Source organism: Sinomicrobium oceani (genome assembly GCF_900119185.1).
Taxonomy (GTDB): Bacteria; Bacteroidota; Bacteroidia; order Flavobacteriales; family Flavobacteriaceae; genus Sinomicrobium; species Sinomicrobium oceani.
The window spans coordinates 16,625-42,683 of record NZ_FPJE01000034.1; the positions used below are offsets into that span (position 1 = coordinate 16,625).

General features: G+C 43.8%; 28 protein-coding genes. 16 read left to right on the forward strand and 12 right to left on the reverse strand.

From position 1 onward, the window contains the following. Nucleotides 1-35 precede the first annotated feature (35 nt). The gene (locus BT112_RS19760) at nt 36-779 is read right to left on the reverse strand and encodes an RDD family protein (RefSeq protein ID WP_072319195.1); all 744 of its coding nucleotides are present in this window, start codon (nt 777-779) and stop codon (nt 36-38) included. A gap of 244 nt (nt 780-1,023) precedes the next feature. Here BT112_RS19760 and BT112_RS19765 point away from each other — a divergent pair, with 244 nt between their 5' ends. Genes BT112_RS19765 through BT112_RS19790 form a run of 6 tightly spaced genes read left to right on the forward strand, consistent with a single transcriptional unit; the run spans nt 1,024 to nt 7,344 of the window. Then, nucleotides 1,024-1,992, forward strand: coding sequence for a stage II sporulation protein M (locus BT112_RS19765; protein WP_072319196.1), 969 nt, complete (start codon nt 1,024-1,026; stop codon nt 1,990-1,992). Continuing rightward, nucleotides 1,989-2,942, forward strand: coding sequence for a hypothetical protein (locus tag BT112_RS21930; RefSeq protein ID WP_072319197.1), 954 nt, complete (start codon nt 1,989-1,991; stop codon nt 2,940-2,942). Before BT112_RS19765 ends, BT112_RS21930 begins: the two co-directional genes overlap by 4 nt. A gap of 11 nt (nt 2,943-2,953) precedes the next feature. Further along, nucleotides 2,954-3,679, forward strand: coding sequence for a DUF4129 domain-containing protein (locus tag BT112_RS19775; protein ID WP_072319198.1), 726 nt, complete (start codon nt 2,954-2,956; stop codon nt 3,677-3,679). Next, nucleotides 3,676-4,887, forward strand: coding sequence for a DUF4350 domain-containing protein (locus tag BT112_RS19780; protein ID WP_072319199.1), 1,212 nt, complete (start codon nt 3,676-3,678; stop codon nt 4,885-4,887). Before BT112_RS19775 ends, BT112_RS19780 begins: the two co-directional genes overlap by 4 nt. 3 nt (nt 4,888-4,890) lie before the next feature. Next, nucleotides 4,891-5,982: an AAA family ATPase gene (locus BT112_RS19785; RefSeq protein ID WP_083565001.1), complete on the forward strand. Its 1,092-nt coding sequence runs from the start codon at nt 4,891-4,893 to the stop codon at nt 5,980-5,982. A 30-nt stretch (nt 5,983-6,012) separates the two neighbouring features. Continuing rightward, the gene (locus tag BT112_RS19790) at nt 6,013-7,344 is read left to right on the forward strand and encodes a DUF58 domain-containing protein (RefSeq protein ID WP_072319200.1); all 1,332 of its coding nucleotides are present in this window, start codon (nt 6,013-6,015) and stop codon (nt 7,342-7,344) included. A gap of 190 nt (nt 7,345-7,534) precedes the next feature. On the opposite strand, the gene BT112_RS19795 is transcribed toward BT112_RS19790, so the two are convergent. Next, the gene (locus BT112_RS19795) at nt 7,535-8,014 is read right to left on the reverse strand and encodes a Dps family protein (RefSeq protein ID WP_072319201.1); all 480 of its coding nucleotides are present in this window, start codon (nt 8,012-8,014) and stop codon (nt 7,535-7,537) included. A 183-nt stretch (nt 8,015-8,197) separates the two neighbouring features. On the opposite strand from BT112_RS19795, the gene BT112_RS19800 reads away from it, so the two are divergent. Next, a complete protein-coding gene (locus BT112_RS19800) occupies nt 8,198-9,139 on the forward strand; it encodes a LysR substrate-binding domain-containing protein (protein WP_072319202.1) in 942 nt (313 codons plus the stop codon). 86 nt (nt 9,140-9,225) lie between these two features. Here BT112_RS19800 and BT112_RS19805 read toward each other — a convergent pair whose 3' ends face one another. Continuing rightward, a complete protein-coding gene (locus BT112_RS19805) occupies nt 9,226-9,423 on the reverse strand; it encodes a hypothetical protein (RefSeq protein WP_072319203.1) in 198 nt (65 codons plus the stop codon). Between the two features lie 190 nt (nt 9,424-9,613). Beyond that, complete coding sequence (locus BT112_RS19810) at nt 9,614-10,003, reverse strand: acyl-CoA thioesterase (RefSeq protein WP_072319204.1); 390 nt, start codon at nt 10,001-10,003, stop codon at nt 9,614-9,616. Nucleotides 10,004-10,120: 117 nt separating this feature from the next. On the opposite strand from BT112_RS19810, the gene BT112_RS19815 reads away from it, so the two are divergent. The 3 genes from BT112_RS19815 to BT112_RS19825 all read left to right on the forward strand — a co-directional run bounded on the left by BT112_RS19815 (nt 10,121) and on the right by BT112_RS19825 (nt 13,344). After that, nucleotides 10,121-10,891 carry a TIGR02757 family protein gene (locus tag BT112_RS19815; RefSeq protein ID WP_072319205.1) on the forward strand — a complete coding sequence of 257 codons (771 nt, stop codon included), beginning with the start codon at nt 10,121-10,123 and terminating at the stop codon, nt 10,889-10,891. A gap of 157 nt (nt 10,892-11,048) precedes the next feature. Next, entirely contained in the window at nt 11,049-12,536 is a 1,488-nt protein-coding gene (locus BT112_RS19820; protein ID WP_072319206.1) for a S10 family peptidase, read from the forward strand. 19 nt (nt 12,537-12,555) lie between these two features. After that, nucleotides 12,556-13,344, forward strand: coding sequence for a patatin-like phospholipase family protein (locus BT112_RS19825; protein WP_072319207.1), 789 nt, complete (start codon nt 12,556-12,558; stop codon nt 13,342-13,344). Between the two features lie 9 nt (nt 13,345-13,353). Here BT112_RS19825 and BT112_RS19830 read toward each other — a convergent pair whose 3' ends face one another. Genes BT112_RS19830 through BT112_RS19840 form a run of 3 tightly spaced genes read right to left on the reverse strand, consistent with a single transcriptional unit; the run spans nt 13,354 to nt 15,778 of the window. Then, a complete protein-coding gene (locus tag BT112_RS19830) occupies nt 13,354-14,652 on the reverse strand; it encodes a hypothetical protein (RefSeq protein ID WP_139276317.1) in 1,299 nt (432 codons plus the stop codon). Beyond that, nucleotides 14,621-15,223, reverse strand: coding sequence for a hypothetical protein (locus tag BT112_RS19835; protein WP_072319209.1), 603 nt, complete (start codon nt 15,221-15,223; stop codon nt 14,621-14,623). The genes BT112_RS19830 and BT112_RS19835 overlap by 32 nt, the downstream gene beginning before the upstream one ends. An 18-nt stretch (nt 15,224-15,241) precedes the next feature. Continuing rightward, entirely contained in the window at nt 15,242-15,778 is a 537-nt protein-coding gene (locus tag BT112_RS19840; protein ID WP_072319210.1) for an RNA polymerase sigma factor, read from the reverse strand. Nucleotides 15,779-16,211: 433 nt separating this feature from the next. Between BT112_RS19840 and BT112_RS19845 the strand changes: the two genes are divergently transcribed. The 6 genes from BT112_RS19845 to BT112_RS19870 all read left to right on the forward strand — a co-directional run bounded on the left by BT112_RS19845 (nt 16,212) and on the right by BT112_RS19870 (nt 22,269). Then, on the forward strand, nt 16,212-17,168 hold the full coding sequence (locus BT112_RS19845; RefSeq protein ID WP_245777077.1) for an aldose epimerase family protein: 957 nt from the start codon (nt 16,212-16,214) through the stop codon (nt 17,166-17,168). A gap of 147 nt (nt 17,169-17,315) precedes the next feature. Continuing rightward, a complete protein-coding gene (gene meaB, locus BT112_RS19850) occupies nt 17,316-18,413 on the forward strand; it encodes a methylmalonyl Co-A mutase-associated GTPase MeaB (RefSeq protein ID WP_072319212.1) in 1,098 nt (365 codons plus the stop codon). A 126-nt stretch (nt 18,414-18,539) separates the two neighbouring features. Beyond that, nucleotides 18,540-19,253, forward strand: coding sequence for a glycosyltransferase family 2 protein (locus BT112_RS19855; protein WP_072319213.1), 714 nt, complete (start codon nt 18,540-18,542; stop codon nt 19,251-19,253). Then, nucleotides 19,254-19,877 carry a lipid-A-disaccharide synthase N-terminal domain-containing protein gene (locus BT112_RS19860; RefSeq protein ID WP_072319214.1) on the forward strand — a complete coding sequence of 208 codons (624 nt, stop codon included), beginning with the start codon at nt 19,254-19,256 and terminating at the stop codon, nt 19,875-19,877. Further along, a complete protein-coding gene (locus tag BT112_RS19865; RefSeq protein ID WP_072319215.1) occupies nt 19,870-21,513 on the forward strand; it encodes an ArnT family glycosyltransferase in 1,644 nt (547 codons plus the stop codon). The genes BT112_RS19860 and BT112_RS19865 overlap by 8 nt, the downstream gene beginning before the upstream one ends. Before the next feature lie 72 nt (nt 21,514-21,585). Continuing rightward, nucleotides 21,586-22,269 carry a hypothetical protein gene (locus BT112_RS19870; protein WP_072319216.1) on the forward strand — a complete coding sequence of 228 codons (684 nt, stop codon included), beginning with the start codon at nt 21,586-21,588 and terminating at the stop codon, nt 22,267-22,269. Between the two features lie 10 nt (nt 22,270-22,279). On the opposite strand, the gene BT112_RS19875 is transcribed toward BT112_RS19870, so the two are convergent. The 5 genes from BT112_RS19875 to BT112_RS19895 all read right to left on the reverse strand — a co-directional run. Next, nucleotides 22,280-22,870 (reverse strand): phosphatase PAP2 family protein, encoded by a 591-nt coding sequence (locus BT112_RS19875; protein WP_072319217.1) that lies wholly within the window; start codon nt 22,868-22,870, stop codon nt 22,280-22,282. A gap of 28 nt (nt 22,871-22,898) precedes the next feature. After that, complete coding sequence (locus BT112_RS19880; RefSeq protein ID WP_072319218.1) at nt 22,899-23,123, reverse strand: hypothetical protein; 225 nt, start codon at nt 23,121-23,123, stop codon at nt 22,899-22,901. Nucleotides 23,124-23,169: 46 nt separating this feature from the next. Next, the gene (locus tag BT112_RS19885) at nt 23,170-24,543 is read right to left on the reverse strand and encodes an MATE family efflux transporter (protein WP_072319223.1); all 1,374 of its coding nucleotides are present in this window, start codon (nt 24,541-24,543) and stop codon (nt 23,170-23,172) included. 166 nt (nt 24,544-24,709) lie between these two features. Then, nucleotides 24,710-25,489, reverse strand: coding sequence for a nucleoside triphosphate pyrophosphohydrolase (gene mazG, locus BT112_RS19890; RefSeq protein WP_072319219.1), 780 nt, complete (start codon nt 25,487-25,489; stop codon nt 24,710-24,712). Between the two features lie 331 nt (nt 25,490-25,820). Further along, nucleotides 25,821-26,059 (reverse strand): transposase (locus BT112_RS19895; protein ID WP_072319220.1); only part of this gene is annotated, 239 nt, incomplete at its 5' end.

Here is a 26,059-nt window from a genome sequence, read left to right on the forward strand (position 1 = left end):
TCGCATTTTTAGTTTTGTCGCTAATAAATCCGTAGTTACATTTTCTGAGTGAAATAATTATAATCCTTCAGTACCCTGTCTATAAAAGCATGAACATCGGGCTCAGTCGCCTTAACCTGGATCACATCTTCTATCTTCGTTTTCAGCTTGAGCATAACCTTGTAATCTCTGGATTTTTTTGCCGACATAAATGTCTCTTTAATAATCCTCGCATCATTGTCGGAAAGCCTGATAACAGATGGATATACAGGCTGGTATTCTTCTCCGATATCCTCGAGGATCGTATGATCTATAGTGACTTTATTTTTAAGACTTATGACAGATGTTCCGGCAGTCATGTCTCCCAGTCGCTGGCTTTTCTGGCTGGCCACTATACTGATAATGGCTATAACCCCGCTCATCATATCGATATCCACGATCCGCAGAAACCACCGGATCAGATAATCCGGTAAAGAAGCCTGGTATCCGTCTATTTTTACAACTTTGATCTTCAGAAGTCTTTTCCCGGGGGTCTGCCCTTCGAGCATAGATTCAAACAACAGGGTGTAAAAAATAAAGGGGAGCAAGAAGATAAGGACCACAGCTATCTGAGACCATTGATCCATTCCGTTCAGGATAAGATCCATTTGAAAAAGCCGGAAAAGGATCTGATACATGACCACGAGATAAGCGATCTTGATCAGCATATCCACAGCATAGGCAAGAATACGTTCTCCTATGGAAGCCGCGGTAAAACTGATATTAACATTCTGTGTCGTATTGATTTGCAATTCTGCCATTCGTGTTTTATATAAACGGCGAATCCCGGTAAAAATATTTCCGGTCACTCCGTGTTATGATGTCTCCAAAGTACTGTACCCGCAGTAATCCTGTCCATCCCTTAAAACCGGTATATTTAGACAAAATAACCCGCAGCCCGGTGTAAAAGTATCAGTTTTATTTTAACTTTACACTTTCGACCCGTCTTACCGGTCACGGGAGCAAACCGCGGTTCCAAGCTAAATTACGACCATTTACAGGACTATGAGAGAAGTAGCCTTTATAAAACAAAATAAAGAAAAATGGCTCAATTTTGAAAAAGCTATTTTTAATCAACGGTTTAAAAACCCGGATGAACTGGCAACTTTGTATATACATCTTATCAATGACTTGTCTTATGCAAAGACCTACTATCCGAAAAGCAAGGTCATTACTTATCTGAATCAGCTTGCAGCACGTGCATTTCAACGAATATACAAGACCAAAAGGCAGGAAACCAATCGCTTTCTTTATTTCTTCCAGATCGAAGTTCCTATGGTAGTCTATCAATATCGAAGGTACTTCGCTTATGCTTTTATCCTGTTTTTCTCATTTGCAGCCATAGGTGCAGTTTCCGCAGCGTATGACGACACTTTCGTACGTCTTATCCTCGGGGATAATTATGTAAATATGACCATGGAAAATATACGGAACGGAGACCCTGTTGCCGTATATAAAAGCGGAAGTAACTGGGGAAGTTTCATCGGGATCACACTGAATAATATCTATGTAGGCATAAGGGCTTTTGTCTATGGTGTCTTCGGAGGATTGGGAACCGGATGGATTTTATTACAAAACGGTATTATGCTGGGAGCTTTCCAGTATATGTTCCACACAGAAGGTGTATTATGGGAGAGCGTCCGGGGAATATGGATACACGGTGCCATGGAAATTTTCGCCATCGTTGTCACGGGTGCGGCAGGTTTTATTCTGGGGGCCGGAATACTGTTTCCGGGGACCTACTCGAGAAAAACCTCTTTTAAAATGGCTTTTAAAGACGGAATGAAAATTTTACTCAGCACTTTTCCTTTCTTTGTCGCCGCAGGTTTCCTCGAAGGCTTTGTCACACGGTATTCCAATGCCATGCCCGATGCGTTGTCAATAACCATTATTCTCAGTACCCTGGCTTTTATAAGCTTTTATTACCTGGTCTATCCCTTTATGGTCACCCGAAAAAGCAACCCACATTTATGATACAGCTTTATAAAAAAAGAGATTTCGGAGAACTGTTTTCCGATACGTTTGCCTTTATTCGTCAGAACGGTGGGCATTTTTTCAAAAACTACTTTCTCATCAACGGTGCGTTTATACTCATTCTGATGGCCATAATGTATGTATTTGTCAAAGTGTACAGTGCTTTAATGACCTCTTCGCTAACACCCGGCGGCGGAGCTCCCGACCATGCTATTGAAAACTATCTCAATGACAATGCCATCCTCGTCTTTCTTTTTTTCTGTCTGTTCCTGGCTATTGCGGTCTTTGTCGGTTTTATTACCTATATGTACACTCCGATCTACATGCTGCTCTGCGCGCGGCATTCTTCCAATGCGTTCGGCACAAGAGATATCATCAAAGAAATGACCGGGAAGACAGGAAAACTGATCGTCTTTATCCTCGCTTCCGTAGTATTGTCTATGGCAGTGTTTTTAGGAGCAGGCATAGCCATGTTTATTTTGATGATTACGTTTATAGGTATCTTTTTCATCCCTGTAATTATTGCTGCCATCACATTAATGTACAACAATGCACTCATGGAATACCTGAATTCGCGCAAAGGCGTTTTTGAGTGTTTCAGCTACGGTTTTCAACTCATATTCAAGAACTTATGGACTTCGGTAGGCTGCGTAGCCCTGTTTTATCTTATGGTTCAGGTAGTACAGGGAGCTATTATCATTATTCCGTATATCGCGGGCATCTTCTCTATACTCATAAATCCCTCTGCCCTGGAAAACAATACCGAAGAAAGCGTAGCCCTGATTTTTACGATCATGATGTTTGTGTACATGCTTGCCTTCCTGATAAGTTTACTGGGCAATACGATTATTCAGATCAACCAGGGGATTATTTACTTTACCCTGAAGGAAGAGACCGAAAATATAAACACTACTTCTGTCATCGATCAGATAGGCCAGTCACAGCATTAAAAACCAGCGTGTTGAAGAAATTTATTTTACTTTTTATATATAGTATCGTCGGTACCTTTTCTTTCGCCCGGGAAAATGTACGGGACAGTCTCCGTACAGACCAAAGCATGCCGGAACAACGAAGTTTTGCACGGGATTTTAAAGAACGTTACTCCGGTACAGAATACCAGTACGACACCACAAATTCCACAGGGTGGTTCACCCGTCTCAAAGAAGCCTTTATCCAGTTTATCTTAGACCTGTTCCGGCTGGGATCTCGCCATGAAGCACAGAATATCGCAGATATTTTTCTCAAGATCTTTTATGTACTAATTTTCATCGCTGTCGTATATTTTATTGTCAGGGCTATTATGAACAAGGAAGGCCAGTGGATCTTTCGCAAACCATCCGACCGCAAAATCATTACGGCCCGGGATATCGAAAACAATATACATGGTACGGACTTCCATGAGCTTGTGAGTCATGCCGTAACCGCGGGCAGGTATCGCGAAGCAGTACGGTATTATTACCTATGGCTTCTCCAAAGACTCTCGGAAAAAGAACTGATCGATTACGATGTGGAAAAAACCAATTCCGATTACCTCCGCGAACTTGAACATCACGGATTACAACAGGAATTCCGTTACGCATCTTACCTGTATAATTATATCTGGTACGGGGAGTTCTCGATAGACAAACAACAATATGACAATGCCGCCCGGACCTTCTCGGCACTTATTAATTCTATAGACCAATGAAAAACAGCATAAAGATCTACATCGGACTGTTAGTGCTGCTTTTTATTGTGGTAGCCGTATTCGAACTGTCGGGACCCGATCCTGTAAACTGGACACCGACCTTCAATGAACAGCAGAGCAGGCCTTATGCACTGAAAGTTCTTTACTCCGAACTCCCGGAACTGTTCCCGGGGGGTATCGAAGATGTCAAAGTCACACCATACGAACATCTCCGCCCCCTGTACCAGCCATGGGACTCCGTATATTCCTCAGAGAACAGCTACATATACATCAACAGGATATATGTGCCCGATGTTACATCTACCCATGAGCTCCTTAACTATGTGTCATCGGGAAATACCGTTTTTATCGCTTCCGAAAGTATGCCGCAGGAACTCACCGATTCCCTTGATTTCACTACGGAGTACGACTTCGGTATAAAAAGAAAAGGAAGTCTCTATCTGGCCAATAGAACCCTCAAAAAAGACTCCGTTTCCCTGGAAGAAGGCATGACAGGCAGCTACTTCACTACACTCGATTCGGTCAATACCACCGTACTGGGGTATCAGGATTTCGGCACGAAAAGAATCAACTTTGTGAAAATTGCTTACGGTAAAGGATATTTTCTCCTCCACTCGTACCCGTATGCTTTTACCAACTACTATGTGCTGAAGGATAAAAATTACAGGTATGTTGCCGATGTGCTTTCTTATATCCCGGGAGACACTGTTTATTTTGATTGTCGTGACCGGGTGCATGAAGAACTCGGAAATTCGCCTTTGCGGTATATCCTTTCGCAACCTGCCCTTCGGTGGGCGTGGTATATAGCGCTGGCCAGCTTACTCGTATTTATGATCTTTAATGCCAAACGCAAACAGCGTATCATCAAAGTAATCCCCCCTGAGGAAAACACTACGGTGGCCTTTACAAAAACCATAGGGAATCTCTACTACGAAACCCGGGACCACACCAATCTTGTAGATAAAAAAATCACCTATTTCCTCGAAAAAATACGAAGTGAATACCTGCTGGACACCAATGAGCTCGATGACCGGTTTATCCGTTACCTCGCTGCCAAGACCGGGAAGAATAAAGATACGGTTAAAAAACTCGTGAGCCTGATCGTGCGTCTTCAATCCAAAACACATGCTACGGAAGAAGACCTGCTGGAACTGAACCGGGCTATCGAACAATTTTATATGACAAACACTATCAGAAAAGAACAGTAAACTATGAGTGAACAAGAATATACACCGGAAGAAACCCATGAGCAAAATCCGAATTCCGTACCGGAAAACACAGAAGTTCCCGGAAAACAGCAGGAAACAGGTACGGCACCGGCAGATCCCGATACCCTTGAATTCCGATCCCGCATAGACCTTTCCGGACTCCAGACTGCAATAGAGCAGATACGGGGAGAACTTTCGAAAGTTATCGTCGGTCAAAAACACATGATCGATATGCTCATCACCGCTCTCCTGGCGGACGGACACGTACTGATCGAGGGAGTGCCGGGTGTGGCAAAGACCATCACCGCCAAATTGCTTGCCAAAGCGCTGACGGTAGATTTCAGCCGTATACAGTTTACCCCGGACCTCATGCCATCGGATATTCTCGGAACATCGGTATTTGATCTGAAAAAATCGGAATTCGAGTTCAAAAAAGGGCCGGTTTTTGCCAATATGCTGCTTATCGATGAGATCAACAGAGCTCCTGCAAAAACCCAGGCCGCCCTGTTTGAGGTGATGGAAGAAAGACAGATCACCATGGATGGTCATCGTTATGTCCTCGAACCTCCTTTTATCGTCCTGGCCACACAAAACCCGGTAGAACAGGAAGGAACCTACCGCCTTCCGGAAGCGCAACTCGACCGCTTCCTGTTCAAGGTAGAGGTAGCGTACCCTTCACTGGAAGAAGAAGTAGAGATCATATCGCGCGAGCACCTGCTTAAAGAAACTAAAAAGACAGAAAAGATAACCGCTTTTCTCAGTCGGGAACAGGTACACACCTATCAGCAACTGGTCAATGAGATCCTGGTAGAACCGCACCTGCTCCGATATATAGCCGAACTCATCGTGAATACCCGGAGCAACCCTTTCCTTTATCTCGGGGCTTCCCCCAGGGCATCTATAGCCATACTCAAGGCCTCCAAAGCCTATGCGGCCATTAACGGAAGGGATTTTGTAACACCCGAAGACATCAAACAAGTGGCGGTTCCCGTATTACAGCACCGCATCATCATTACACCGGAAAGAGAGATGGAGGGCGTTACCGGAAAACAGGTTATTCAACAGATCATACAGGCTGTAGAGATCCCGAGATAACCCTTAGTATTAATCCAGAACAAGAAGCGATTGAAAATTTTCAGACCCTTATACCTGCCAAACCGTTTTTTTTACTGCTGCATAGCGGTAATTATCCTTTTTATTGTCAGCTTTATATTTGACAGGATGTTCTTTATGGCACAACTGGCACTGGTTGTTTTTATGGCCTTTACCGCTCTGGATGCACTGATCCTCTTCTTTACCCGTACAGGTATCGATGCGGAAAGAATACTCCCGGAGAAGCTGTCGAACGGAGATGAAAATCCGGTACAAATAAAGATACACAACTATCATACCTTCCCGGTCTACGCGCGGGTCATAGACGAGATCCCGGAACAGTTTCAGGTAAGGAATTTCCGTATAGACCGAAAAATAAAAGCTTCGGATGTCCATACCCTGGAATATGATCTGAGACCAACCGAAAGAGGGGAATACCATTTTGGTAAACTGAATATCTTTATATCATCGGCACTGGGGCTTATTTCCAGGCGTTATATCTTCTGTGACCATGCCATGGTGCCCACCTATCCCTCATTTCTGCAACTTAGAAAATACGACCTGATGGCATTTTCGCATCGCCTGCTTCAATACGGTATCAAGAAAATACGCCGTATAGGTCATACCATGGAGTTCGAACAGATCAAAGAATATGTGCAGGGCGATGATCTCCGTACGCTCAACTGGAAAGCCACGGCGAAAAAAAACCAGTTGATGGTCAATCAGTTTCAGGATGAGAAATCCCAACCCGTCTATTCCGTAATTGACAAGGGACGTGTCATGAAAATGCCCTTTAACGGACTGAGCCTGCTCGATTATGCCATTAATGCGACCCTTGTCATCAGCAATGTCGTCCTTAAAAAACAGGATAAAGCAGGGATGTTTACCTTTTCCAGGAAGGTGGAAAACATCGTAGTCGCAGAACGCAGGTCTTCACAAATGGGACTTATTCTGGAAACACTATACAACATAGAGACCGATTTTTTCGAATCGGATTTCGGCAGGTTGTACGCAGATATAAAGCGTAACATCACCAATCGGAGCCTGATTATGCTCTATACCAATTTTGAGACACTCGATGGCCTTCATCGTCAACTTCCTTACTTAAAAGGTATTGCCAAAAATCATTTGCTGGTAGTTGTATTTTTCAAAAACACCGAACTTAACGACCTCATAGACAACCGTGCAGAAACCATTCAGGAGGTCTATGACAAGGTCATCGCAGAGAAATTCGCTTTTGAAAAACGTCTTATCGTCAACGAGCTCCGGAAGTACGGTATATATTCGATTCTGACCACCCCGGAGAACCTCACTATAGATACTATAAACAAATACCTGGAAATCAAGGCCAGGGGGCTTTTATAAAGAAAACAAGTTCGGTTTACGTAACCTCCGGATCCCGGACTGGATATGCAAAACCTGAAGATTACACAGAACGACACACAGCGAGGGCATAGCTACCGAAGCATACATGAGTTACCTTACCCCATCAGGAGCAAAAAAATAAGGGGTAGTACAACCACCCCTTATATCTTTATACCACATTACCGGAACGTTATATCTTTTCGTCCAGCCATGCTTTCATCATCCATACGGTCTTTTCCTGTTCCGTAATAAAATCACTCATCATTGCATTTGTACCTTCATCACCTGCATCGGCAGACTCATCGAGTATAACACGTTCTATCTTGAGCAATTCCGTCAACGAATCCACAACCAGGGTTACTGCCGCCTCATCCTGATGTACATTTTTACCTACCGGCACCTTACCGGCCTTGATATAATCTTCGAACGTATGCAGCGGAGTGCCTCCGAGTGTCAGTACACGCTCTGCTATGAGATCTATTTTTTCCTGACTGTCATTGTACAGTTCCTCGAATTTCGGGTGGAGATCAAAAAAGCGTTTCCCTCGAATATTCCAGTGAATTCCTCTTAAATTCTGATAATATAATTGAAAATTAGCCAGCAGATTATTGAGGTCTTTCACCAGGTTCTCGGTTTTTTTAACGTCCAGTCCTAAGCTGTTTAATTGCATAATTTTATATTTTTAAGTTCCTAATCAATTTACAACAAATTTACGGATTATTTAAGGGGGCAGAGGCATAACATTTATCAATAGTTTTTATATTTTTATCGAATAAAACTATAAAAAATACCGGGAGGGTAGGATGTAGAAACCGGTTTGCATCCGTCTCCCTTAAGTTTAGATCATACGACAATGACCATCACGCAATTGCAATATGTACTGGCCGTAGCCGAGTACCAGAATTTCACCCTTGCTGCCGAAAAAAGTTTTGTAACGCAACCGACCTTGAGTATGCAGATACAAAAACTGGAAGACGAACTCGATATTATTATTTTCGACCGGAGCAAGAAACCCATTCAGCTTACGGAGGTCGGTAAGAAGATCGTGGCACAGGCCCGGAATATCGTCAGCGAATCCGGCAGGATAAAAGACATCGTTCACCAGGAAAAGGGTTATATCGGCGGAGAATTCAGGCTGGGGATCATCCCTACGGTCATGCCGACACTTCTCCCCATGTTTCTGAGGAACTTTATCAACAAATATCCCAAAGTACAGATCAGGATCGAAGAGCAAAACACGGCTACACTCATCCAGAAACTTACGGACGGACATCTCGATGCCGCTATAGCAGCAACACCACTCGAAAATGAGAATATCAGGGAACGGGTATTGTATTACGAACCCTTTGTGGCTTACATTCCCGAAAACCATCGTCTTCACTCCAATATGAAGATAGATACTTCCGACCTTAAGATAGAAGATGTCCTGCTTTTGGAAGACGGGCATTGTTTCCGTGACGGAGTCATCAACCTCTGCCATGCTGAAAAAGATTTTAAAGACGATCGTTTTCAACTGGAAAGCGGCAGTTTTGAAACGATGATAAGACTGGCAGACGAAGGCATGGGTATGACACTACTCCCCTATCTCCATACGTTGGGACTAAACGAAAAAGAAAAGAAACACCTTCATTTTTTTAATGATCCAAGTCCGGCTCGTGAGGTCAGCCTTATCTACCACAAGAGCGAACTAAAACTACACATCACCGAAGCCCTTAGAGAAGTTATATCCGGAGTTATCCGGGGGGCTATCGCTTTTCAGAATGTTCAGATCATAAGTCCGATCGGTAAGAAATAAAAAAACGGACTGTGGAGACCGGTTAAAACACAACGGGTATTTGTGCCCTGAGAACAAAAAATCCCGCAATTGCGGGATTTGATTTTTTATGATTTCAGGTGAATCAGACACTGTGAAAGTTCGGGTTTCCCCGTTATAAACTGGTCAAGCCAGATTTTTAATTCTTCCAGTTCATATGGTAATAATCGGTGAACCGCTTTTTCTACTTCTTTGCAGAAGAGAGCGGAGTCAAAGCTCACTTTCTGGAGTACGACTTGGGTATACTCATACATAGCTCTAGCCATAATTATGAACGTTTTTTAGGGTTAGTTACCGGCCATAGGCCAGATCTTAATTACACCAAATATAACGATTTTTTGTTATCGATTATTTTAGCCAATCGTTAAATATTTACTAATTAACTGATTTGCAAATGCATGAAACTTATAATTCCCAAACCTTACGTACTGAACTTCCGGATGATTCCCTTTTCCTTTATTTCTCAAGACGATCTTTAACATACTCTATCTGCGTTTTACCATGAGGCATCGGCTTACCGTCCTCGCCCAGGTTTACCATCACAATACGCTCTATCGATATAATGGTCAGCCGGGTCATTTTATTACGAACTTCGCACCGCAGACTGAGGGAACTTTTTCCGAAATTCACGACATCGATCCCGATCTCTATAATATCACCCTCCCTCGCCGAATCCACAAAATTGATATCGGACATAAATTTGGTAACCACTTTTTTATTTTCGAGTTGAATAATGGCATAAAGAGCCGCTTCTTCGTCTATCCATTGTAAAAGACGTCCTCCGAACAATGTACCGTTTGGATTCAGGTCTTCGGGCTTAACCCATTTACGGGTGTGAAATCTCATAGTAAAGGTATTATGTTTATCCCCTAAAATTATTTATTTTGCACGACATAACCTAATGGAAATCTCTATCGTTAAAAACCCGAAACACCATACGATTTGGAACTTAGTAACAATACAATGGCACTGCCCGGACCCGAACTGAAGGAGTTTCTGGATATCAAGGCAGCAACATATAACACTACCGATTTTATAGCGACAGATCCCATACAGGTACCCCATGCGTTTTCCCGTAAAGAAGATATCGAAATTGCCGGGTTCCTGGCTGCAACCATCGCCTGGGGTAACCGGAAAAGTATTATAAGTAACAGCCGGAAGATCATGGAACTCATGGGAAATGCTCCCTATGAGTTTGTCATGGCCCATACCGCTGAGCAACTCGAAAAATTAACCACTTTCGTACATCGTACCTTCAACGGATCGGATCTTCAGGGTTTTGTAAGGTCTCTTCGCCATCTTTATACGGCTCACGGAGGACCGGAAGCCGTTTTTGCCCGACATGCCCGGGAGGGATCTCTCCAGGAAGCCATTCATCACTTCAAAAAACACTTTTTTGAGATCCCGCACCTGCAACGTACGGAAAAACACGTATCGGACCCGCTGAAAGGTTCTTCCGCCAAACGCATAAATATGTACCTCCGGTGGATGGTCCGTAATGACAATACCGGTGTGGATTTTGGTATATGGAAGAAATTATCTCCGGCACAGCTTTCCTGCCCGCTCGACGTACACTCGGGGAACGTAGCACGAAAACTGGGATTGCTACACCGTAAACAAAACGATGCCAAAGCCCTTGCCGAACTCGATACCAGCCTGAGGAAACTCGACCCCGACGACCCGGTTAAATACGATTTTGCACTATTTGGACTCGGGGCTTTTGAAAAGTTCTGATCATTTATGCCAATTCAAAAAATACTACACCTATAGACTGAAGTACATCGCCTTGTAAAAAAGATAATATCCGGCCTTGTAAATTTCGTATATCCGTATCAAAACCCATATCTTTAACTGTACAATAAAACATATCCTAACCCAACAAATAATCTCGATGAAAAAGAAAAATACATTTTTACTCTTTGCTTTTTTATGCTGTTCGGCATTGTTTGCCCAGAAACGCACTATTCCTGCAGACACTACCGTAACCACGACACATCAGGTAACAGTCGACGGAAAACGTTTTTCATACGCAGCCACTACCGGGACCCAACCGGTATGGAATGAAAGCGGTGATCCGGTCGCGACACTATACTACACCTATTACGAACGGCAGGATATCAAAGACAGGGCCGCAAGGCCACTCGTCATATCCTTCAACGGTGGCCCCGGATCGGCTTCGGTATGGATGCATATTGCCTATACCGGTCCGCGGTTGCTCAACATCGACGATGAAGGTTATCCGGTACAACCTTATGGCATCAAAGAAAACCCGTATTCCATACTTGATGTTGCGGATATCGTCTATGTAAATCCTGTGAATACAGGATATTCCCGTCTTATCGAAACTGAAGAAAAAAAAGCGGAAAAATCAGACTTCTTCGGGGTCAATGCCGATATCAAATACCTTGCGGAATGGCTGAACACCTTTGTCACACGCTCCGGCAGATGGCAATCGCCCAAATACCTCATCGGTGAAAGCTATGGAACAACAAGGGTTTCCGGACTCGCCCTGGCATTGCAAAACCAACAATGGATGTACCTCAACGGGGTTATCCTCGTTTCTCCTACCGAACTCGGCATCAAGAGAGACGGTCCTGTAGAAACAGCCAACCGCCTTCCTTATTTCGCAGCGGCAGCCTGGTATCACAACATGTTGCCATCCGATCTGCAGCAGAAAAAGCTGGAAGAAGTTTTACCGGAAGTAGAAGATTACACCCTCAACGAGCTCCTTCCAGCTATTGCCCTGGGCGGACATCTCGACCAGGGAAAGAAAAAAGCGGTAGCCGCCAAAATGGCCAGGTATTCCGGTTTATCCGAAAAAGTATTACTACAACATAATCTCGATGTATCGTATTGGTTTTTCTGGAAAGAGTTGCTCCGGGACAAAGGGTACACCATAGGTCGGCTCGATTCGCGTTATCTCGGAATAGATCGCGAAGACGCCGGAGATGCTCCCGATTACAATGCCGAACTCACCTCCTGGTTACATTCCTTTACTCCCGCCATGAATTATTACGTTCGCGAACACCTCAATTTTAAAACAGATGTTAAATACAACATGTTCGGGCCTGTACATCCCTGGGACCGGTCTAAAGATAATACAGGTGAAAACCTCAGACAGGCTATGGCGCAAAATCCGTATCTGAAAGTCATGGTACAGTCGGGCTATTTTGACGGGGCCTGTACTTATTTTAACGCAAAATATACCATGTGGCAAATGGACCCGGCAGGAAAAATGAAAGACCGTATGCGGTTCGAGGCTTATCACAGCGGCCACATGATGTACCTGCGTAAGGAGGACCTGAAAACCGCGAATGAACACATCCGTGAATTTATAAGGAACTCCCTGCCCGGAAAAAACACTCCGGCCAAATATTAATTTCAAATCCTATGCCGACATGTTAAGTTCCATATTCCCCGGTAAAACACCTGCCCCATACCGTTACGGCATAGCACTCGGCGGAGGTGGTGCAAGAGGGTTTGCCCATCTCGGGGTTCTTAAAGCACTGGAAGAGCTGGGCATCAAACCCGATATCATTTCGGGCGTAAGTGCAGGAGCTATCGTAGGAGCCTTTATTGCAGGCGGTTTCTCACCCGAAGAGGTCTTTGGAATCATGAAAGAAAACCGGCTGGGAAATTTTACCAGCATACAATTCCCAAGGGACGGGTTGCTTAATTTCGACAAGCTGCAACACACTATTGCCAGGTATATTCCGGCAAAGAATATCGAAGATCTTCCTGTTCCTTTTTATGCGGCAGCCTCCAATCTGAACGATGGCATTATAGAATACTTCGATAAGGGCGACCTGGGAAAGATCGTGCAGGCATCGTCGTCCATACCCGTATTGTTTTCGCCGGTGAGAATTAATGGTAAAAAGTATGTAGACGGTGGGATTTTTGACAATATTCCCATTGCTCCGTTAAGAGGAAGGTGCGACAACATTATTGCCATCAATATCAGTCCGTCTCACAAAGCGGACAAACTTAACAATCTCATAGATATAGCAACAAGGACTTTTCATCTCAGTGTGGAATCGACCTCGATACGAAAAAAGGAAGAATGTGACATTTATATAGAACCTCCGGAATTATACAATTATCCTATACTCGATGCTTCGAAAGCCGAAAAAATGTTTCAGATCGGTTATGAATACACCCGTATGCTGAAGGTATTCAACCCGGAATAATCGGGGAGATTATTGAAATTTCAATTCGCTGTACCTCGCCTGTACGGTAATTTCCCGGGAGGAATCACTTTTTTTACGATATCCTTTAATGACTTTTTTCTGCGAATCCCCGGAAGAGGAAACCTTGAGACTTCGGGGGGTTTTAACCGAAGAATTATCTCCGTGGACCAAAAGCCGGAAATCCGATTCCGGCAGTACGATCAATGCATTGGTATTATCCAGTATGACCTCGAGTTTGTGAAAGTCGGTCCCGATAGTATCCACGGTGAGATTACTAAATGTACCGCGGATATACCCGGTGCCCGATAAGTGGCCTACCCGGACATCGGATGTATTGGATATCAGGTCAAGGCGACTTACATTGCCCAGGTTAACATGGTCTACATAATTCACTTTCAGAGTACCCCCGTTCCAGTTTTTAACAAGAACGGGAGCATAAGAAGTTTCTATGGAAGTCTCTTGTCCGTCTACACGGGCGGCCAGTAAACTGGCATGAGACAAAGTAGCCCGTATATTCTCCGAATTTTCTGCGAGCTTTACTTCACCATGGCGTACATTCATTTTCAGTTTTGCCTTCTCGGGAATCCGGATCAGGATGCGCTTTTTTATTTTTATGTGTTTTCTTCCGGAGTCACCTCCTTCGATACGGACCTCTTCCGGACCGTTTTCACCGGACAGGTAAATAACTTTCATGTTGGCATATTTCTTAGCAGCCTCCTTTCCTATTTTTTCTGCCTGTGTCCGGATCTCTTTCGACCGTTTTTCCATCTCCTTATTCCATTCCGCCATACTTTTCTTGAAATCCTCATTGAAAGTCCCCTTGATTTTCTCTTTCCATTCCTCCATATAAGCTTCCCCATCTTTCTGATAGGCTTCGTAATCGAAACTGAGTGCGGACATATCCGGCATTTGAGGAGGTATGGGAGGCAGAGGTGGAAGGACCTCAATAGTCTTCGGAACATCCGGAACTTCGGGGATGCCGGGAAATACAAACACATTCCCCGGATGCGTGGATATTTTAACCAGGCTTTTGTCTCCCTCTGCACGGAAGTCCCAACGTTCGAAATACCTGCTCGCCTCCTCTGCGGAGAGTCCTTCCGTTTCTATGGTCGCTACGATTTCTACTTTATTTTTATTCCAGGTCTCAAATTGTATATCGGAGTGACTGGTATTCACCTCCACGGTTACGTCTTTAGCCACCGGAAAGCTTTCCCGGAATGTTTTTGTTTCTTTTTGGGCCTGTAAAGACAGGGCACAAAACCCGGCCAGTAAGACACTACACCTGTACATCAGAAAATTTTTCATCATTTTTGCTTTTTAATTCCTGTAATTTGTTTTTCAACCGGTAGAGCAATTCTAACCTCAGTTTCAAATTATCTATCAAAGCAACAACCGTCTGTTCGTTGGGCCCTATATCGTTCAGTTCCCGGTTCAAAGCCTGATATTCTTTATTGAGTTCGCCAAGTCTGGCCATATATTCGTCGAAAAGCTGTTTGTTTTCGCTGTCCACTTCTACCTGAGACAATTCCCAGTTTATTGCCGTAACATAGTATTCTTCTACTTTTTTGAGGTCGGGGGAAAGATCGCCTAACGAAATCTTACGGGCATATTCCTCCGTCTTGTCCTTACCACCGGCTACCTGGCGGGTATCAGGGATATCTTTGTCGTGTTGCAGGCCGTAAAAAAGAACGGCGGCTACACCTCCCAGGAGCAGGAATGAGGCAGCAATTTTCCACACTTTCCCGGTTTCCTTTTGCTTACGCTGTTTAGCCGGTGGTATCTCGCGATCAAGCCTGTCCAGAAACCGCTCTTCATGCCCCTCCGGCATGTGGTCTGTCTCCTTATATCCTTTCTCTAACAGTTCCCTGATATCTTTCATACAACCTTCATTTTTACATTAAACCGTTTTCGCTGTCAATAATTCCTTTAATTTTTTCTTTCCCCGGAACAGTAATGTCCTCGAGTTTACTTCGGTTATTCCCATGATCTGCGCAATCTCCTCATGATCATAACCTTCGAGCAAGAACAGCATCACAACGTACCTGCAACTGTCCGGAAGCTGCTCCATAGCCCGGATCACCATTTTCGGTCGTACATGGTCGTCTACCATCCAGCCACCCGGATCATCTTCCACCGGTTGCGGGTAGATCTCGTCCAGCGACAGCAGTTTTTCCTTTTCCAGCTTTATCTTGTCCAGACAATAGTTGATCACTATCCGTTTCAGCCAGGCTCCGAAAGCTACTTCTTCCCGGTATTGGTGTAGTTTCCGGAACACTCGTATAAAAGATTCCTGTACGGCATCTTCGGCATCCTCTCTATTAGGCAGATAACGCTTAGCCACGCAAAACATAGCATCGCAATACTTCCTGTAAAGCACCCATTGTGCCTTACGGTCATTATTTCTGCATTTTTCAATGAGATCTGTCTGAAACATTCCAGCCGGTTTGTTCTTAATTTATAAAATTACGGTTCCTGAGATCGCTATAGCTTTCAATAGTATAGACGACACAAAAAAACAGGTGTTGCAAATATTCGTATTTTTTTGCGAATAAAAATTTCTACCTCAAAAACTATTCCCCCATAAAAAACTGAAAACAAGATAGCTAAGCCGTACTTTTCTCCTACCAGAAAGTTATTACGGCTAAAGCCAAAGGACAAAGGTTCCGTAATCCATAGAATGTCATATTTTCAATATCGGTGTACGACGATGGCAACACCGGAATACCCCGGCTGTGGCATACAGTCCGTAAATTTGTTTTATTTGAAACACACAAAGCCTGTGAATACCGGGTTTTTGTATTTTAGCCCCTTGCAAAAACGATTTACGATTTCCCGAAAGGATGTCGTATCCTAAAAATATATTCCCAGTGAAACATACCATTAAGAATGCCCATATCAGCTTAACAACCTTGACTTACGGCGCTACCATCCAGCAACTTCTCGTAAAAGACAAATATGAGAATGACATTAATGTCGTGCTTGGCTTCGAAACCGAAGATGACTATAAAGACAATCCCTTTTATATCGGGGCGTCTATCGGACGCTATGCCGGAAGAATAAGTAAAGGAGGTTTTGCACTCGACGGGGAACACTATACATTGTACCAGGACAACGGTGTCCACCTTCATGGTGGCAAAAACGGATTCGATAAAAAAGACTGGACTGTAGAACATATCGATACGAATCACAACCATCCTTACATCACGTATACCCTGACCAGTCCGCATCTGGAAGAAGGATATCCCGGAACACTAAAAGTGAGCGTTACATACCGACTCGTCGGGAATGGCCTGAAAATTACTTACCAGGCAACAACCGATAAAACGACGGTAATCAATCTTACCAATCATGCCTATTTTAACCTGGAAGGGAAGCATTCTATCCTGAACCATGAACTTACGTTACACAGTGAAGCCTTTGTAGAACTCGACAGCAAACTTTTACCCACGGGAGATTTTTTGCCCGTAAAAGACAGTCCGTATGACTTTCTGGAACCGGAGATTATCGGGGATAAACCCGGATTTTCCGGAATAGACGATGTTTTTGTACTTCATGAGGATGAGCCGGCTGCTATATTATATTCGCCCGTTACAGGTATTGAAATGGTGGTAAATACCGACCAAAGAGCTACGGTTGTGTTTACACCCACGGATCTCGGTGACCGGAATTTTGTGAATGGAGTTAAGTACGGAAATTATTCTTCGATTTGTTTTGAGGCACAGACTTTTCCGGATGCTCCTAATCAACCCAATTTCCCGTCTGCCGTACTGCAACCCGGAGAAACCTATCACAACAAAACGATATTACAATTCGGTATTCGATAATACCGTTTTCACCTGTTTGAACAGAGGAGTTTTTGAATTCACGGTGAAAAAAGACCGGGAAATTGTATTTTTACAACAATAACTTATCGGGAACAAAAGGGGTTTATTCCACAAACCCAAAATATTAAGCATTCAAAGGACGGGATTTTGGCAGCAGAACAAGAACATCATAAAGCGTTACGACAAGGACCGGAGCATTCTTCTCCGGCCCGATCGGTTACACCCCATCTGCAACGAAGGTTGAAACACGTCCGGATCGTTCCCGAAAAATTAGCTGAAAACATTATTTCTGGGGACATCGTCGCCCTTAGCCGCGCTATAACACTAATAGAAAGCACCCATCCGGACCACGCCGAGGATGCCTCGAAAATAACGGAGATGTGTCTGCCGTATGCCAACAAATCCGTCCGCATAGGTATTACCGGGGTTCCCGGTGCAGGAAAAAGTACGTTTATAGAAACTTTCGGTAAATTCCTGACGGCTTCGCACAAAAAGGTTGCCGTACTGGCGGTAGATCCCAGTAGTACGATCAGCAGGGGGAGTATACTCGGCGATAAAACCCGTATGGAAGAACTGGTTAAAGACCCGAATGCTTTTATACGCCCTTCTCCTTCCGGAAACTCTCCGGGAGGCGTCGCACGAAAAACCAGGGAAACCATCCTGTTGTGCGAAGCCTGTGGGTTTGATACTATTATAGTAGAAACCGTGGGGGTAGGCCAGGGAGAAACCGCCGTACACAGTATGGTCGATTTCTTTCTTTTATTGAAACTGGCCGGGGCAGGCGATGAATTGCAGGGTATCAAGCGCGGAATCATGGAGATGGCAGATGCCATCGTCATCAATAAAGCTGACGGCGATAACCATAAAGCCGCAGACCAGGCAAAAACGGAGTTTGCGAGAGCCTTGCACCTGTATCCGCCCAAAGAAAACGGATGGATTCCAGAGGTATTGACAGCTTCGGCACTCGAAAACCGGGGTATTCCCGAAATATGGAGGCTTATCTGCTCCTATATTAACGAAGCCCGAAAACATCATTATTTTGAACAGAAACGAACAGAACAGAATAAATACTGGCTGATACAAACCATCGAAGACAGACTTAAAACCCTTTTTTACCAGGACAAAAAGATAAAAAAACAGCTTGTCAAAGAGCTTTCAGCCCTGGAACGCAATGAAACCACTCCCTTTGCTGCTGCACGCAGACTACTGCATATATGGAACGCCGAAAATGCGGACCAGCCATAAAAATAAATACATAAATGTTCCTAATCGGGATATTTACAACGGATATCACATATTTTTTTTTCATCTTTGCGTGTTAAAAGCAGCCAGAATAATCCGTACAGGATTTCTGCTATTATTAATCGGAGAATGAATTACCAGTTTACCATTATAGTTCCTATCTACAACGAAGAAGATAACCTCGAGCGTTTAGAAAAAGAACTTTCCAGGTATATTTCCAATACACAAACCGCTACTCGTATACTTCTTGTGAATGACGGCTCCAAAGACCGGAGCCAGGTACTTATCGAAGCAATATGTCAGCGCAACGAAGCTTTTCACTTTTTACAATTTGCAGAGAACAGGGGATTAAGCGCTGCCATTAAAGCGGGCTTCGATCATGTAGACACCCCTTTACTGGGTTATATGGATTCTGACCTGCAAACTTCTCCGGAAGATTTTGATCTTCTGCTCGAACATATCGGCGCTTATGACCTGGTTACCGGTGTGCGGGCAGACCGGAAAGATTCTTTTGTTAAAAATATGTCCTCTCTCATTGCCAACAAGATCCGAAGGACATTTACGCACGACGGTATGGACGACACCGGATGTCCGTTAAAAGTCATCAAGACAGATTATGCCAAAAGAATTCCCATGTTCAAAGGACTCCATCGTTTTCTGCCTGCCATGATACTGCTTCAGAACGGTAAGATTATCCAGATACCCGTCCGCCACTTTCCCCGAACGGCCGGACAAGCTAAATTCGGGTTGTGGAACAGACTATTCGGACCTTTGGTAGACTGTTTTGCCTACCTCTGGATGAAAAAGAAATACATCAACTACACCATAGCCAATAAGGGATAAATGCAAGAGTGGATCATTTACGCTATCGGTTTTTTCGCCCAGATCCTGTTTTCCAGCCGACTGCTGCTACAATGGATCGTCTCTGAAAAAAACAAGGTTGTTCTCACTCCACGACTGTTCTGGCAACTCAGCCTGCTCGCTTCGTTCCTGCTCTTTATCTACGGATACCTGAGACATGATTTTGCGATCATGCTGGGGCAGACACTAACGTATTTTATTTACATCCGAAATATTCAAATCCAGGGAGATTGGATTAAATTCCCAAAAGTTTTCCGGGTTTTTTTATGGATTTTTCCGCTGATCATTGTAGCTTACTATTATAATAACAATACATTTGATATACAGAACCTGTTCCGAAATGAAAACATTCCGTTATGGTTGTTAGCATTAGGGAGCATTGCCCAGATTATTTTTACGTTCCGCTTTATCTATCAATGGATATATTCGGAACGCAAAAAAGAATCTGTTTTGCCGGCAGGGTTTTGGCTGCTCAGTCTTATCGGGGCATTACTGATACTGGTGTATGCCGTATTACGAAAGGACCCCGTATTACTAATAGGCCACCTGTTTGGAAGTATCATTTATTTCAGAAACCTGATGATCTTAAGAAAACAACATGGTTAAAAACCTGGAAAGATATCCGGTAATCACACTTTTACTGGTATGCCTCATTATTTTTTTCTGTAATCTGGACGAATTATACGTCAATATCATGGAAGCGCGGAACTTTATTACGGCACGCGAAATACTTTCGGAGAACAACTGGTTACTCACCACGCTTAACGGGCTTCCCCGTTATGAAAAACCTCCTCTGCCCACCTGGCTTACCGCGATCTCAGCAGCAACATTCGGGATGAAGAGCCTTTTTGCCCTGAGGCTTCCCGCAGCACTGGCTGCCACACTGATGGTAATGATGATGTACAGGTTTACTCTTAAACTACATCTGAACCCCCGGCTAAGCCTGTATTCCGGACTGATCCTGGCTACGTCTTTTTACGTTATTTTTTCGGGACGAAACGGACAATGGGACATATTTACTCACGCGTTTATGCTCACCGCCATTTATTTCCTCTACAACCTATTTCGCGGGGAGCACTTATGGAAAAATGCATTGTTTGCAGGGCTGTTCGCCGGAGCTTCTTTTCTGAGCAAAGGCCCGGTTTCGCTTTATACCTTACTGCTTCCTTTTATAATAGCTTATGGTATCGTCTATAAATTCGGTGGTTTTCGGAAACGTCTTCTGCCGCTAATCTTCTTCCTGCTGATCATGGTTGTCACAGGTCTCTGGTGGTTTGTCTATGTCCGCATAGCCGATCCGGAAGCCTTTATAGCCATAGCTTCGGAAGAGGCGGCCAACTGGGGGAGCTACAACATACGTCCCTTTTACTACTACTGGAGTTTCTTTACACAGAGTGGTATATGGACCATTCCCGCCTTTATAGGTTTATTGTATCCGTACCTGAAAGACAGGGTCAGCAACAAGAAAGCATATCTCTTTTCACTGCTCTGGACGTTGAGCGCTGTAGTGTTACTCTCTCTCATTCCAGAGAAAAAATCGCGCTACCTGCTTCCCGTATTATTGCCATTGGCTATGAATACCTCTTTTTACATCGAGTACCTCATTAATAAATTTGGTGTAATCAAAGACAAAAAAGAGACCTTCCCGGTGTATTTCAATTTCGGACTCATCGCGCTTATCGGTACGATATTTCCGGTTGCGGGATATTTCTTTTTCGGAAAAGAACTGGAAGGTTTCATGCTGGCTTTCCTGCTTACATCTATACTGTTGTGTACCACGGGATTATTGATGTACCGTAACCTTTTCAGGAAAAACATACGTAATGTTTTTTTCCTTACCATAGCGTTTATCCTTATTATTATAGGAATTGGGTTACCGCTGGAAAACACCTTTAGTAATGACAATAAAGATTTTCACAATATCGACCAGCTTGCGGATAAGGCAGCTCAACACGGCATAAAAGTGTACTCCTTCGGAGAGATCGCACCTGAGACGGTTTGGGAATACGGCAAGGTTGCTCCGCGTCTGGATGCTTTCCACACGTTGAAGTACCCCGAAGAAACGAGTTTCGGGGTTTTGGTAGCCCCTGCTGACGAAACCGAATTTAACCGTATCTTTGCTTCCGGCTTTGATCTTCGTCTCGAAGATGTCTTTGACATCAACTACACCGCCGGGAAAGATGAAAAAGACTATAAGCAACGATTGGTAAGCCGGTATTATATCGTAACAAAAAAATTGTAAGACAGACATCAATTTACCTTCTCCAGTATCCCACCGGGTACCGTATAAGGGAAAGGATTAACAGAAATTTCAATGAAAAATTTAAGCAGAATAGAAGTTTTCGGGTATATGTTCCTCATTATTACTTTTGTGAACAGCCTTTATTTCGGTTTTACCGACGCCTCACTTTTTAACGAGCATTATGCGCAGGAAGATGGTCTCGTGGAGAACGAAACCGCACTGATGCTGCTCTTAGTATCTGTCCTGAGTGTTTATCACCTTATTAAGTTATGGAAATTTAAAAAACCGCTATGGAAAGTCGGCACCCTCATTTTTGCCATTCTGTTTTTCTTTGCCGCAGGGGAAGAGATCTCATGGGGACAAAGAATATTCGGCGTGGAGTCGAGCGAGTTTTTCCTGCAGAACAATGCACAGGGAGAAACAAACCTTCATAATATGGTTGTCGGAGACACCAAAATAAACAAACTTATATTCAGCCAGATACTTATGATAGTAATGGTTTTATACCTGGTTTTCGTACCCGTGCTGTACAGGAAGGTCCGGGCCATAAAAAACCTCGCAGACACCTTTGCCGTACCTATCGTAGAATGGCGTCATACCATAGCATTTATCGTATGTACCATATTGGTAAGCATCATTCCGGCAGACAGAAAATGGGAAGTTTATGAGCTCGCTTTCGGAATTATATTTTTCCTGATCTTCCTGAATCCGCTCAACAGACATATTTTCCAGAAAAACGACGCTGCAGAACAGTAGTTATAAACGTTTACCGAGCAGAAGGTTTTTCCATTGACTTAAAAAAAACCTTCTTGCTCGTCCAACGCAGCAATACGAGGAACAGGAATCCTGCTGACACACCCACAACCATACCGGTAAGGACATCGGTCGGAAAATGTACGCCCAGGTATATACGGCTATAAGAAACCACCAAAGCCCATAACACCAGTATCGCAGTGAGAGATCGGTAATATCTCCCGAGCAGGAGTGAGAAAAAAGTGGCTACGGCAAAAGTACTGCCCGCATGGGCCGAAAAATATCCAAATTTACCCCCGCATTTTACTATACGCATCTTCCCCTGAAGCAACGGATCGTGACAAGGGCGCAAACGTTCAAAACCATATTTAAAAACGTTGGCTACCTGATCGGTAAAAGCGATCATCAGGCCCGTAGCTGCCAATACCAGTAAGGTCATCCTCCATCCGAGTTTTTTTACACAAAAAAACAAGAGCACCAGGTAAAGCGGTACAGATGTAAACTTATTCGTAATAATCAACCAGAAACCGTCCCATCCTTCGGAGCCAAGGTTATTGAGAAAGAGAAACAATTCGTGGTCGTACTCTACAATTCTATCCAGCATACGAAATGAGGTTTAAGAACGGTAAATATTATTCGTACCTGCTTATCTCGCGATCGTAGAAATCGTTAGCCTGCTGTATGAGGTTACCGGCTTCGGTTTCGAGCTCTTGTTCATCGGACGGATCAAAGTCTTCCAGCCATTCCACCTCATCATTTTCCAGGTTTATAATAAAACGGGGATAATCCGTATGAATTATAAATATCGCATCCGGATAATCGGTGTTATCCCCCAATAAGAATTTAGGAAGTTCCATAATATCAAATATGTTATATCAAAAAAATCGTGTGTTGTAATCCGTTTTATGCACTATCGCGTATAAGTTTCCTCGTCAGGTTGTTAAACCTGATAAAAAGCAGTACGGCCGAAACCGAGAGTCCGGCCAGTAATCCCATCCAGATCCCTGCGCTTTCCCATTCGGTATGCAGACCAAGGTAGTAAGAAACCGGGAAACCTACGATCCAATAGGCTACAAAAGTAATAAAAGTAGGGATCTTTACATCCTGTAATCCTCTCAGTGCCCCAAGCACAGCCACCTGTACTCCATCGGAAATCTGGAATACGGCAGCCACCATAAGCAGGCCGGATGCTGTTGTCATTACTTCTGTAATATCAGCCCTGTTGGCGATATCGTGCTGATCGAGGTACATGGTCGGCAACCAATCTCTGAACACCCAGAAACAAAGAGCAAATATAACATCGAGAATAATGGTCAGGACAAATACGGAAAAAGCAATTCGTCGCAATTCGTGAAAATTACGCAGTCCTTTCTGGTTTCCTACCCGTATCATCGCCGCCACGCTGAGACCGGTAGCTACCATAAAGGTCATACTGGACAGGTTTAAAGCAATCTGATTTGCAGCCTGAGGGTTTTTACCAAGCACTCCGCTGAGCCATATAGCAGAGGTAAATATCCCGACCTCAAAAAGCATCTGTAATGCAGAAGGAAAACCGAGATTTATTATTTTGGAAAACATAGACTTGCTGTACTCCCGAAGCTTAAACCCGGTAATATAAGCATGAAATTTGGTATTACGCCGAAACATATACCACAGAAAGATCACCATACCTATCCGCGAAACCAGGGTCCCAATAGCCGCACCTATAATCCCCATTTCAGGAAAGCCGAAATTACCGAAGATCAGGAGGTAGTTAAGGAGGATGTTTATAATATTGGCCACTACCGTAGCATACATAGGGTATTTGGTCTCGGAAAGCCCGTCCGAAAATTGTTTTAATGCCTGGAACATAATAAGAGGCACTAATGAAAATGCCACCAGATCCAGGTAGGGCATGGCATATTCTACCACCTCTGCCGGTTGATCCATTATATGCATCAGCGGTTTGGCGAACAGCAGGATCGTAAAAAGCATAAGACCAAGGCTCGTACACAGTAAAAGACCGTGTTTTAAAGCTGCTTTACCTCTTGCTACATTTCCTTCTCCGTCCGCCTCGGCTACAAGAGGTGTAATCGCCGTGGAAAAACCGATTCCAAGCGACATCGCTACAAAAACAAAACTGTTTCCCAATGATACTGCAGCCAGTTCTGCCGTACCGAGCTGCCCGACCATAACGTTGTCGGCAAAAGCTACGAAAGTATGTCCCAGCATCCCCAGCATTACCGGAAATGACAATTTCAGATTATAGGAAAATTCCCTGGCGTATTGTGAAAGCATGACTCCGAATTGAGGGGCAAAGATAGAAATTTGATACCGGTAAAATCCCGGGAATATCACAATTAATATTCTTTTAAAAGAAAGCCTTCGTCTCCTTATTTCTATTGAAAAAACTGTTCAGAAGACAATTAAAACACAGGACTACAGCCATATCCTTCCGAATTTACTACCGGAAGAATTCTTTAGCCTCATTCCAGTATACGTCCATTTCCTCCAGCGACATATCCCGGAGTGCTCTTTGGGAGGCCGCTGCTTTCTCTTCGAGATACCGGAAACGGTTTATGAACTTCTTATTGGTTCGCTCCAAGGCATTTTCCGGATTTATTTTCAGAAAACGGGCATAGTTGATCATACTGAAAAGTACATCTCCGAATTCGGCTTCCATTTTATCACTATCTCCTCGTTTTACCTCTTCGTAGAATTCACGGAGTTCTTCCTGCAGTTTTTCCCATACTTGCGAAGGCTCCTCCCAATCAAACCCCACTCCGGCTACTTTATCCTGTATCCTGTTAGCTTTTACCAAGGCCGGAAGGCTCCGGGGAACTCCTTCGAGCACACTTTTTTTGCCTTCCTTCAATTTGAGGTTTTCCCAGTTACGTTTTACATCTTCTTCATCAGCTACTTTCACATCGCCATATATATGCGGATGCCGTGCAATGAGTTTATCACAAATGGCGTTGGCAATATCGCCGATATCAAAAGCAGAGGTTTCACTTCCGATCTTCGCATAAAAAACGATATGCAACAAAACGTCTCCAAGCTCTTTTTTTACTTCTTCCAGGTCGCTGTCCAGAATGGCATCTCCCAGCTCATAGACCTCTTCAATGGTCAGGTGACGCAGGCTCTCGAGTGTTTGCTTCCTGTCCCATGGACATTGTTCGCGAAGTTCATCCATTATCGTAAGCAGCCTGTCCATCGCTTTCAGGTTCTCTTCCCTGGAATTCATAAGTTTTGTATTTATTTGTGTTTAAATGTTCCGAAGTTCGTTTTGCGATATTAATGATATCTGCCGAATATTAAAAATATAGGGGCTAAAAAACGATGTAACTTCCTATACAGCGTCTGTTTACTATGTACTTCCCAGCTTCAGGTAAACTATACAATCAGTGATCAGAAAGTTCCCGGGCACATACATAGTTGAATTTTAACCTCAAAAAAAGAGGCCGTCTAAAAAGTTTTAGGCGGTCTTTTTATATTTAGGCTATTTTCTTGCTTTCAACCTACAAGGAGCAAGAGTTGCGTGTTAAAAAGTTAATGAGTTAATAGAAGTTGTGGGATTACGCCCTTAACCCAACCTTTTTAAGATTGTGTGCCATAGCCACAAGCCCTATTTCGGTTTCCACTTTATCCAGTCCTCTGAGCATAAAGCGCTTGAAGCCCATATTCTGCTTTATATTCCCAAAGACAGCCTCCACCTCCCAGCACCTCCTTTTTCGGTGGGCAATGCCCTGTTCTGAGAGCAACAGTGCTTTGGCCTTGGCCTTTAACCGTATTAGCTCATGGTTTCTCTGGATGG